9 protein-coding genes are annotated in these 9,534 nt (G+C 59.5%); 3 read left to right on the plus strand and 6 right to left on the minus strand.

Features of this window, described 5'->3' with window-relative positions; genetic code table 11:
- Positions 1–226: 226 nt before the first annotated feature.
- Both BMX43_RS19125 and BMX43_RS19130 read right to left on the minus strand, forming a co-directional pair.
- A complete protein-coding gene (locus BMX43_RS19125) occupies positions 227–2,443 on the minus strand; it encodes a ParB/RepB/Spo0J family partition protein (RefSeq protein ID WP_091303809.1) in 2,217 nt (738 codons plus the stop codon).
- Between the two features lie 198 nt (positions 2,444–2,641).
- Positions 2,642–3,703, minus strand: a complete 1,062-nt coding sequence (locus BMX43_RS19130; protein WP_091303815.1) for a RepB family plasmid replication initiator protein — start codon at positions 3,701–3,703, stop codon at positions 2,642–2,644.
- A 636-nt stretch (positions 3,704–4,339) separates the two neighbouring features.
- Here BMX43_RS19130 and BMX43_RS19135 point away from each other — a divergent pair.
- Together BMX43_RS19135 and BMX43_RS19140 are read left to right on the plus strand one after the other, a co-directional pair.
- Complete coding sequence (locus BMX43_RS19135; RefSeq protein WP_091303830.1) at positions 4,340–5,542, plus strand: AAA family ATPase; 1,203 nt, start codon at positions 4,340–4,342, stop codon at positions 5,540–5,542.
- Positions 5,539–6,534: a ParB/RepB/Spo0J family partition protein gene (locus BMX43_RS19140; RefSeq protein ID WP_091303816.1), complete on the plus strand. Its 996-nt coding sequence runs from the start codon at positions 5,539–5,541 to the stop codon at positions 6,532–6,534. The genes BMX43_RS19135 and BMX43_RS19140 overlap by 4 nt, the downstream gene beginning before the upstream one ends.
- Positions 6,535–6,625: 91 nt before the next feature.
- On the opposite strand, the gene BMX43_RS19145 is transcribed toward BMX43_RS19140, so the two are convergent.
- The 3 genes from BMX43_RS19145 to BMX43_RS19155 all read right to left on the minus strand — a co-directional run bounded on the left by BMX43_RS19145 (position 6,626) and on the right by BMX43_RS19155 (position 8,662).
- Positions 6,626–7,456: a hypothetical protein gene (locus BMX43_RS19145; RefSeq protein WP_091303832.1), complete on the minus strand. Its 831-nt coding sequence runs from the start codon at positions 7,454–7,456 to the stop codon at positions 6,626–6,628.
- A gap of 207 nt (positions 7,457–7,663) precedes the next feature.
- Positions 7,664–8,305, minus strand: coding sequence for a hypothetical protein (locus BMX43_RS19150; RefSeq protein WP_091303817.1), 642 nt, complete (start codon positions 8,303–8,305; stop codon positions 7,664–7,666).
- A gap of 54 nt (positions 8,306–8,359) precedes the next feature.
- The gene (locus BMX43_RS19155; RefSeq protein WP_091303825.1) at positions 8,360–8,662 is read right to left on the minus strand and encodes a hypothetical protein; all 303 of its coding nucleotides are present in this window, start codon (positions 8,660–8,662) and stop codon (positions 8,360–8,362) included.
- A 187-nt stretch (positions 8,663–8,849) separates the two neighbouring features.
- Between BMX43_RS19155 and BMX43_RS19160 the strand changes: the two genes are divergently transcribed.
- On the plus strand, positions 8,850–9,152 hold the full coding sequence (locus tag BMX43_RS19160) for a hypothetical protein (protein WP_139201641.1): 303 nt from the start codon (positions 8,850–8,852) through the stop codon (positions 9,150–9,152).
- A gap of 105 nt (positions 9,153–9,257) precedes the next feature.
- On the opposite strand, the gene BMX43_RS19165 is transcribed toward BMX43_RS19160, so the two are convergent.
- Positions 9,258–9,534 (minus strand): ATP-binding protein (locus BMX43_RS19165; protein ID WP_175482202.1); only part of this gene is annotated, 277 nt, incomplete at its 5' end.

Consider the following 9,534-nt stretch of genomic DNA (forward strand, 5'->3'; position numbering starts at 1 on the left):
GCATGCCTTGACCCCAGCATAACCCGCAGAACATAACCTTCAGGCGGGTCAATTCTCGATGAAAACCCCGGGTCACTTCTGGGTGGAAATCAACAGTGCGGTGTCGATGATGGTGGTTGCGGACATGATTTCCTCATCCTGAGTGCGAGGAATCGCACTCATATCATTGATACTGTTGTGTTTTCTTATGAGTGAGGGCGAATTTCCCCGCCCTCGGGGCCTTGGATCACTCGGCGGCGATCAATTGGGCCGGATCGGAGGGAAGATCGGCAACAAGGAAGGCCGGAAGGTCCATGTCGTCGCCCAGCTTATGCGCTTCTTCATCCATCGCATCGGCGTCGCCGATATCAGCGCCCTGCCCTTCCACTGACTCATCTCCGTCGAAGGCAGCGAGATCCGCGCGGCGCAGAACTTCAGGCAACCAGCCGCTGCCCTTGAGCAGGCGCTCGGCTTCCCGCGCCATCTCGGCCTTCTTCAGGTGATCGAGAAGCTGCGCCGTCCCCTCGCCCTTCGCCTCACGCACGGCTTCTAGGATCCGGACCTTGGGCACGCGCGAGAGGTAGTTCTCCGCCGTGGGCTCCCAGCCCGCTTCGACCATGTCGAGATCAACGGCCTTGGCCACCAGATCGGCATGCTTCATCCGCCGGGTCAGACCGGAGGCTGAGATACCCGCACCATAGGGGTTCACGCGCTCATGCAGCGCATTCACCCCGAAGCTCAGGCAATGTGCCAAGAGTGACAGACGGCTGGCCGCGTCGAGGCAACCGAGGTGATCCCAGAGGGCCGCATCGTCGCCGAGAGGCAGGTCCGCCTCCCAGGCGGTGTGACGGTCATCCACGGCCTTGGCCACGGCGCTGTCTTTCAGATCGGGGGCCTGCGCGGTCATGTAGACCGAGCGCACCGAGGCCTCGAGGCAGGATCCGGTCGAGGGGGACGTGCGGAAGGTGTCGGTGACGAGCTTCAGGAGCAGCAGCGTCAGGGCCACTTCCGGCGAGCGCCCCAAGGCCTCCCTCAGTGCCAGCGACCGGTGCGCGGTCAACTCCATGACCAGACGCTCAGGCAAGGGCTTCAGCGCGCCGTCGTCGTCATCCTCAGGCGCAGCCGAGATCTGCTGCCCAGAAGAGGTGATTACGGTCCCGACGACGCCATTGGCAGCGCCCTGCCCCCGGTTCCAGTTGGAGACCACTTCTTGGTCGCCCTGCCCTTCCAAGGCTTCGCCATCGGCGCTCTCCGCGTTTACCGCGGTCTCTTCCTGCGCCTCGTCCTCGGGGCGAACGAAGCCGCGGTGGATGACCAGGACACCCTCCCGGTCGAAGGTGACGAAGACCCCTGCCCGCGCGATCTCCGCCGGATCGAAGATCATCGGACGCGCCTCCAGCCGCTCCACGGCCTCAGCGAGTTCCGTAAGCCGTGCGTCGACCTCTTCGGGCAATTCGTCAGCTTCGCCCCATTGCTCTTCCAGCGCACGATACTCAGCCAGGAGCTTCGCATGTTGGTCAGCTTCGTCGGCGATCATCGGAGCCGCTTCTCCGGAAAGGCGACGCATTCCGTAGCCAAAGCCATAGGTCAGGTCCGCCGCAATCTCGATCCACTTCCAGCCCTCGCCGACTAGGGCTTGCGCCTCGCTCTGCAGCTTCTCAGCCACGAGGCGATCAAGCAGCCCCACGTTCTCCAGCCAGCCACCATCGTCGCCCTGGAAGAGATCCCGCATAACCACGCCCCCGGCCGCCTCATATTCCGCAACGCCGACGAACACCGCCCGACGATCGGTGGCGCGGACCGAGGTTTCGGTCAGCATGCGCCGGATGACATAGGGCTCCTTGTTCCAGGACGATTTCACGGCATCCCAAACCTGCTCCTGCCGCGCATGGTCAGCGGACACGGAGAACGCCATCAGCTGCTCCAGCGTCATGCCATCCTCGGCATAAACCTCCAACAGGGCGGGCGCGACGGCGGCCAACTTCAGCCGCTGGCGCACGACTTGCGGCGTCACGAAGAAGGCGGCTGCGATAGCCTCGTCCCCGAGACCCTTCTCGCGCAAGGCGACGAACGCGCGGTACTGGTCGAGCGGGTGAAGTGCGACACGCTGCATGTTCTCTGCCAGCGAGTCGTCTTCCGCCAGGATTGGCGATGAGGCATCACGGACGATGCAGGGGATCGGCGCGGTTTTTGCCAGGCGCTTCTGCTTCACCAGGAGCGACAGCGCCTGGAAGCGGCGGCCTCCGGCGGGGATCTCGAACTTGCCGGTCTCAGCACCGGCCTCGTCCAGGATGGGACGGACGTTCAAGCTTTGCAGCAGGCCACGGCGGGCGATGTCTTCCGCCAATTCCTCCACCGACACGCCGGATTTGATGCGGCGCACGTTGGACTGGCTCAACACCACCCGGTCGAAGGGGATGTCCCGCGAGGGGGACAGGGTCACGTTCTGGGCAGCTTTGGCCATCAGATCTTCTCCACGACGGGCGCCAGGAGCCACTCTCCCGATCTCAACCCGTCACTGGAAACTCAGCCAAACTCGACCTCTCACCTCAGCCACCGGACTTCATAAAGGTCCAGATCTAGCAACGGCGCCTCTGACCTAACAACTCATTTAAATATCTGTTATCAATGTCTTTTTGTAAAGAATTGCCAGTTGGCAACTTTAGATCGGATTCGCCTCCGCGTACTTCCTGAAGAACGCGAGGAAGGCCCTGTCCGGGTCATCCGCCGGAGGCTTCCCGGCTGCCCATGACCGCCATTCACCTTCCACAAAATAGATATCATATCCGGCATGCCGCAGACGTGCAGTCTCATAGGTCTCGGTCCGGAGCGGTGTTCCGCGAGACTGCAGCCACGCAGGCCGCGGTTTAAGTTCTGAGGCTTTGGGCCTAGGTTCGCCTGACACCACATTGGGCTCCGGAGGGACGACTTGCTCTTCTGTTCCAGCCGCTTTCACACGTCGTCCAACTTTCGAGAATTGAAGCGCCCTGCCCGCAGCACCTGTCGCATCCTCATCCTTCCGCCACCATTTGAGTTCAACATGCGTAACGCTACGGCCGGACTTGATCGGTTCAACGGCAACCATGAAATCTGAGAGGTCGTTCACCTCTGCGACGGCCGGGTCGAGCGCACGGAGTTTGAGATTTGACCATGATGTGAGCTTGCCTTTGGGAACGCCCAGAATTCCCCGCAGGGCTTCCAGCGAGAAACGTTCGGAAGACCGCCAGCGAAGGTTCCCCCGCTTCTGTACCATCTCGTAGAGCGTCAAAGCGTACTTGGACGAAAGGGCAAACATCACTTCGCGTTGCAGTCGAGCGAAGACAGTAGAGTTTCCGATGATCTTCCGAAGGCGCGCAGGAATTTCGTACTCGATCAACCCGTCCGAACGAAGCGCCTCGATGTTGCCGCCCAGCAGCTGAACGCGCTCAATGGCTGGTCCACCCTCCCAGTTGACCGAAACCTTCACCACTGCAGACATCAACCGCTCCAGGCTCTCGCCCACTCGATCGTTGGAATTGTGTTTGCCACGAAGCGCTGCCTTCGAGATGACATGGCTAACGGGCTTATCGATTGCATCCCAGGCATTTTCGAGGAGCTGATTGTAGATCCGTCGGTCGTTAAGGCTGAGTGGAGTAACCTCGATCAAGTCAACCAGTTCACCAGGCTTGATCAGGCTGTCGGCACTTGGCCGAGCATCGAGGGTGCGATAGGGTTTTTCAGCCATGGAGCCCGTACTTCCGTTACCTTACTTTTGTAGCGCCACGCGCGTAAGCGATCAAGGTCTTTGGATCGGGCAGGACGCTTCGGTGAGACAAGCCACCCAATTTGTAAGAGTTAGGCACCAAGCTGATTCGCGACTGATTCGCAGGCGACTGATAACAAAGGGAAAATTTCGGCTGGTCGAAGGGCCGTGACGGCTCACCCAAAATGTAAGGCTATGCCCTGCACCAAGACGTAAGGCTAACCGCCCCGATTCGTAAGTCCTTACATCCCAAAAGGTAAGCGCTGCCGCCCAAGACGTAAGCCTATCGAAAAATTTTCCTTTTTATTTCAGATACTTAATCAGCGTGAACACTAGAACCAAAGAGAATCTGAACCAAGAGGGGTTCCTTGTGGATTATTTTTTTGGGGGGCGTAGCTCGACCGTAGCACGCAGACTTCGATGACCTACATATTGGGACGGTTCAGCAACCAAACTCACACCCAACTTCCGGTTCTCAAGCCGCATCTAGCAAAAGAGCGATAGTTGAGGGTCCCCAGGTACATTTCCGAAGTTTCCAGCACCTAGGCGCCATTTCCGAACTTTACGCCACCGCGAAGTTCACGCATGATTCGTCGGAGAAAACACAGAGAGCAGCTGATGGACGATACCGTGCTTCCCCCGGTTACGCTGAACGAACTTACCCAACTGACGCGCCGAGCAGCCACCGTGATCGAAAGACTGCGAGAACGCGTCTTCGCACCGAATGCGGAGAAGCGCCTAGAGATCAGGTTCAATGTTCGCACGGCAGCAGAAATGGTCGGGCGAACGGAAAAGGCGATCCGGGATGCAGAGGCTGATGGTCGGTTGCCAGAGCCGGACAAGGATGACGGCACAGGTCGGCGTACTGGGTATACTTTGGCTCAGGTCAACAAGATGCGAGAAGTGTTCGGCACACTGCCGCATCGCGCTCCGGACGATCCGCCTCTTGTCCTTGCCGTCCAGAATTTCAAAGGGGGCGTCGGCAAGTCCACGATTGTCAGCCACCTGGCTCAATACTTTGCATTGAAGGGCTACCGTGTCTGCGTCATCGACTGCGACAGTCAGGCTTCGACGACCGCGATCTTTGGGATGAACCCGGATGTCGACGTCGATGAGGAAGAGGATACGCTTTATCCTTTCCTACAGCACGGCGGCCCGAAATCGCTGCACTATGCCCTGCGAGCCACTTACTGGCCCGGCATCGCGCTGATCCCAGCCAATCTCGGACTCTATGACGCAGAATATGAATTCGCGGCCCGCATGGCGCGCGAACCCACGTTCATTCTGGACCGGTTGCGCGATGGCATCGCCAGCATCTCGGATCAGTTTGACGTCATCTTGCTGGACCCTCCGCCGGCCCTTGGGATGATTTCGCTCTCTGTTCTGCGGGCGGCTAGCGCGCTTCTGATCCCGGCACCACCTTCCAACATCGACTTCGCTTCTACCGCGCATTTCCTGAAAATGATGGAAGCCACCTTGACCGAGTTGGCCCGGTTCGGGGGTGAGCGGTCCTACAGCTTCGTCAAGATCTTGGCGTCCAAGATGAATGACCAGAAATCTGCTCATCTTGCGATCAAGCGGATGATGGATGCTGTTTTCCCCCAAGACATGCTCCAGTCTGTTCTCAAGGATAGCGCTGAAATCGACAATGCTACGGCGAATCTTTCGACCGTCTATGAGTTAACTGGCCCGGCGACGCGGACCGAAACCCACAAGCGCTGCCGTGCCTATCTCGACGCGGTTGGCCGAGAGATAGAGATCCTGGCCCGCAAGACCTGGCCCAGCCATCATCGCGCACTTCGCAAGGAGGGTATCCTGTGAGCAAACGGCATGACGCAATCTTTGAAGATGTCCTGAAGGATCTGGGCAAGGAGGCTGCGCCGTCCGACGAGGATCGCGGTGCAACCCGCTTCCTTCGCCGGTCCAATGCCTTGGCTGATGTCGGCGAGCGTGAGGAAAAGGTGCTGCGGTGGGTTGATCCGGCTCAGTGCGCCATGTGGTCACGCCATAACCGGGCATACGAGCTCTTGAACGAAGACAACTGCCGGGACTTGATCGACTCCATCCGGTCCCAAGGGCAGCAGGAGTTCCCGGCGATCGTACGGCGCCTTCATGGGGCAGGGGCGGAGTATGAGGTCATCTGTGGTGCCAGGCGGCACTTCGCTATCTCTTGGCTTCGGGCGAATAACTATCCGCAGTTCCGCTACCTGGTCGAGGTGCGCGATCTGACCGACGAGGAGGCCTTTCGGCTTGCTGACGTCGAAAATCGCGACAGAGAAGACATCTCCGACTTCGAACGGGCCCGTGACTACGCCGCCGCGCTCGAACAGTATTATGGTGGACGTCAGAAGGGGATGGCCGAGCGACTGGAGGTTTCGGAAGGTTGGTTGTCGCGCTATCTCACACTTGCTCGCCTCCCGGAAGCAGTCGTCGCTGCATATCCCTCGATCCGTGACATAAAGGAGTTGCATGCCCGGATTCTGAAACCTCTGCTCGCAGACCCCAAGCTTGCGCCGTCAATCCTTTCTGTCGCGGCCGAGCTCGCCGAAAAGCAGACTGCCGCCCGGAGCGGTCGCGGTGCGGCGATCGATGCCGCACAGGTTCTTGCGAAGCTGAAGGCAGCGGCGGCAGGCCCCAAGCGGGTGAAGCCAGCAGGGCAGGTATTTAAGGGACATGCAGAGACGGCGGGCATGACGCTCAAGAAGCACGGTGCAAAGCTTACTCTGGAGTTTTCAGAAAAGCTTTCTGAGGCGGCCCTTCGTTCGGCATTCGAGGAGTTCATGGCCCACCGGAAGGAGAGAGCAGCAGGCTGAGTTGCCAATTGGCAATTCCACGAAAAACCAAGATAAAACAGATAATTGCAGAAGATCATGCACCTCTGAGGCCATTGGAAATGCAGGGTCATCATCCGGCAATTTCCCTGGCTCTAACGGCCTCCCCATGTACCGCCAAGGCTGAAGCAAATCGGTTCACCCCAAGCCGCGCGTGCATGGCCCGGACTCTCTTTTCATAAGCCTCCCGCCCGATGCTCTGCTGCAGATCCCGCTCATGGAACCGCCAGTTTTTCACCGGCGCATGCCGGATCAGAGCCGCCACCTCGGCGTTTGCGGCGTCCAGGACCGGCGCCGGCTCAGCCCGCGTCGGCGCTGCTCCGGCCGTCCGCCATTTCCGCATGAAGCCCAGCAGATACCCTGCAGGCACCTCGTCCTTGCCCTTTGCCCGGTTGAAGGTCCGGAAAGCGTCCCAGATGACTTGGGTGTCGACATTCCAGCACGGCAGGGCGGTCTTCGCTGCCTTGATCATCGCAGCCCAAGGCGTGCGATGGACATTGGACGTGCTCCCAAATTCAATCTTCCCGGCGAACATCATTTTGTTCTTAGACTCTCTAGATAGTGATGTGTCATCTGTGGCTGACACGACATCTGCCTCTGGGCCCGTGTTATCCACAGCGCCAAAACGGAAGAGCCAGGGCGCGAATCTGCCGTTGGGCTTCCAGCGGATCAGCCCCAAGGCCGAGGCGGCGAGCTCGGCCAAGAGAACTGTCAGGTGCTGCCGGGAGACGTCCATCCGTTCAGCCAAATGCGCCAGGGTAAAGGCCGCCGTCCCGCGCTCGAGGCCATTGTAGCCGTCCTTCCAGGCGATGCCGTCCAGAATGATGGTGGCCAGCTTATGGGCCGAGACCGACAGAGATGTCTCGGTGATGCGGCGCAGGATAGCGCCGGTGGTCAATTGCATGCGTAGTCGTCCTTCTTCTAAGGACGCCGGACCATCGAGCAACAAAAAATCGTGTCCGGCAAGCATGTTGCCGGTTGAACGGACCCAAAGCACGCACTAGATTCCTTGTGCTACGAGGAAATCAGTGCGGCGTCGGACCTATGGTCTGGCGTCGTTTTTCTTTTTGGGGTTGCGTTCTTCCTGATCAGTTCAGGCGTCGTCAGATGATCAGTAATGTACCTCTTCATGGCCATAGGTACCCTCGGCATCGCGCCACTCCACGAAGACCGAGCGGTGCCGGATACTGCGGCAATCCGCTGTGAGGTCGAGATCAGAGGCTTCAGGGACCGCTGTAGGCGTGCTGCCCCGACGCCTGTATCCACCTTGCTCGCCGTAACTGCCTTCATGGATGGTCCACCAGCGGTTGCAGGCTCCTCCATCGTCATCGGCATGCTGTATGTACTGGATCTCGAACACCCTGATCGAGCGTACGAAGTCGAAAGCTGGATCGGAGATGTCGATATCGGCCTGATCCGCGACGGGTAGTGGGACTGCCGAGGCCCAAGGCGGAGCGACCTGAAGGAACGGCTGTCCGGAAGGAGCACGGACCTCGAACAGCCGTTCCATCGCCGTAGGCGCACGGAAACTCGCCCGCATCGGGCAGTTCCAGATCTGCAGCGGCGGTTCGATCGGCCAGGGGGTGATACGACGGATGAACACCGCGCGGGCCTGCGCACATTCGGCCGAAGATGGCCAGCCGCCCGCAAGGCAAAGCAGGATCGCACAATCGACGGGATAAGCCGCTGCTGGACTAGCAAGTGAGGTCAGAGCGGATGTGGCGAGTCCGACGGCGAGGTTGCGAAGGGGCATGAGGAAGACTCCTGAAGGAGGGGAGGGGGCGTTTGCGGCGTCAGGTTCGCGACATCAGTCGTCCGGGACAGTGCCAAGCTCCTGATAGTCAGAGATGGCGCGATTGACCTCCGCCGTCACCTCGGCGCGGGCGGATTCGAGGCAATGGAGATAGGTCTGCACCTCATCGAAGTACGCGACGTATTCCTCAAGAATCTCAGAGGCATAAGTCGCGCGGGTTGCAGAGTCATTGACCGGGGCAGGGACGCGTGGCGGCAGGCAATCGAGCGCCGTTGCGGCCCGGGTTAAAGAGCCGCAACAGAGCAGGGCGCAGCAGATCAAACCCGCCAAGGGCAGGTTCGGGGAAGGGTCAGGCATGGTGAGTCCTCGCCATCTATGATGGTGAATAAATGCCTAAACACCACTATTGACGCAACCGGATTCTCTCGCTAGTTGTGCGCCCCAAGTTGCGCGGTGACAGGTTTCTCAACGGCGTGACATGCACTATGTTGGCGCCGAGCGATCAAGCTTCGGAGCGTGCTGAGCCATGAGGAACTTATACCCGGTGATTTTTCAGACCGGACTGAAGGAGGCCCGGAACGAAGGCGGCATCGTCGAAGCCCATAGCCTTGAGGACGCGAAGAAGGTCGGAAACACCTGGACGGGCGATTGGCGCATCTATCTGCGCATCGGCGACCAGGCAGCACTTCTCGTTGTCCAGCGTACGCTCCAACCCAGAGAGTTCAAGACCATTGCCGGTCTGATCTCCTTCGGGGTCGAGTTGGGTCTGACCACGGTGCCTGTACCTTTGAAGAAGGGTGAGAAGGCGACCTGGACGCATGGAACGGAGGCAGATCCTCAGAGCTAGCCTGGCCCTTTGCGGTGGCCTGACCCTTGCGGTGTTGATTTCCACCCAGAAGTGACCCGGGGTTTTCATCGAGAATTGACCCGCCTGAAGGTTATGTTCTGCGGGTTATGCTGGGGTCAAGGCATGCGTGGCCTCCCTTTTCGTTTTGGCTACTGCTGAGCTTGCCTTGAAGCGGAAGCTGTCGTTTCCGGTCTCAAGGATGTGGCAGCGGTGGGTAAGACGATCAAGCAGGGCGGTGGTCATCTTGGCGTCGCCGAATACGGTTGCCCATTCGCTGAAGCTGAGGTTTGTAGTGATGATGACGCTTGTGCGTTCGTAGAGCTTGCTCAAGAGGTGGAACAGCAACGCCCCGCCCGAGGCGCTGAACGGCAGGTATCCCAGC

The sequence above is a fragment of the Gemmobacter aquatilis genome, from assembly GCF_900110025.1.
Lineage (GTDB): Bacteria > Pseudomonadota > Alphaproteobacteria > Rhodobacterales > Rhodobacteraceae > Gemmobacter > Gemmobacter aquatilis.

Bases quoted from the DNA above. Each gene is read 5' to 3' on its own strand.
- BMX43_RS19125 (WP_091303809.1), bottom strand. From the start codon at position 2,443: ATGGCCAAAGCTGCCCAGAACGTGACCCTGTCCCCCTCGCGGGACATC.
- BMX43_RS19130 (WP_091303815.1), bottom strand. From the start codon at position 3,703: ATGGCTGAAAAACCCTATCGCACCCTCGATGCTCGGCCAAGTGCCGAC.
- BMX43_RS19135 (WP_091303830.1), top strand. From the start codon at position 4,340: ATGGACGATACCGTGCTTCCCCCGGTTACGCTGAACGAACTTACCCAA.
- BMX43_RS19145 (WP_091303832.1), bottom strand. From the start codon at position 7,456: ATGCAATTGACCACCGGCGCTATCCTGCGCCGCATCACCGAGACATCT.
- BMX43_RS19150 (WP_091303817.1), bottom strand. From the start codon at position 8,305: ATGCCCCTTCGCAACCTCGCCGTCGGACTCGCCACATCCGCTCTGACC.
- BMX43_RS19155 (WP_091303825.1), bottom strand. From the start codon at position 8,662: ATGCCTGACCCTTCCCCGAACCTGCCCTTGGCGGGTTTGATCTGCTGC.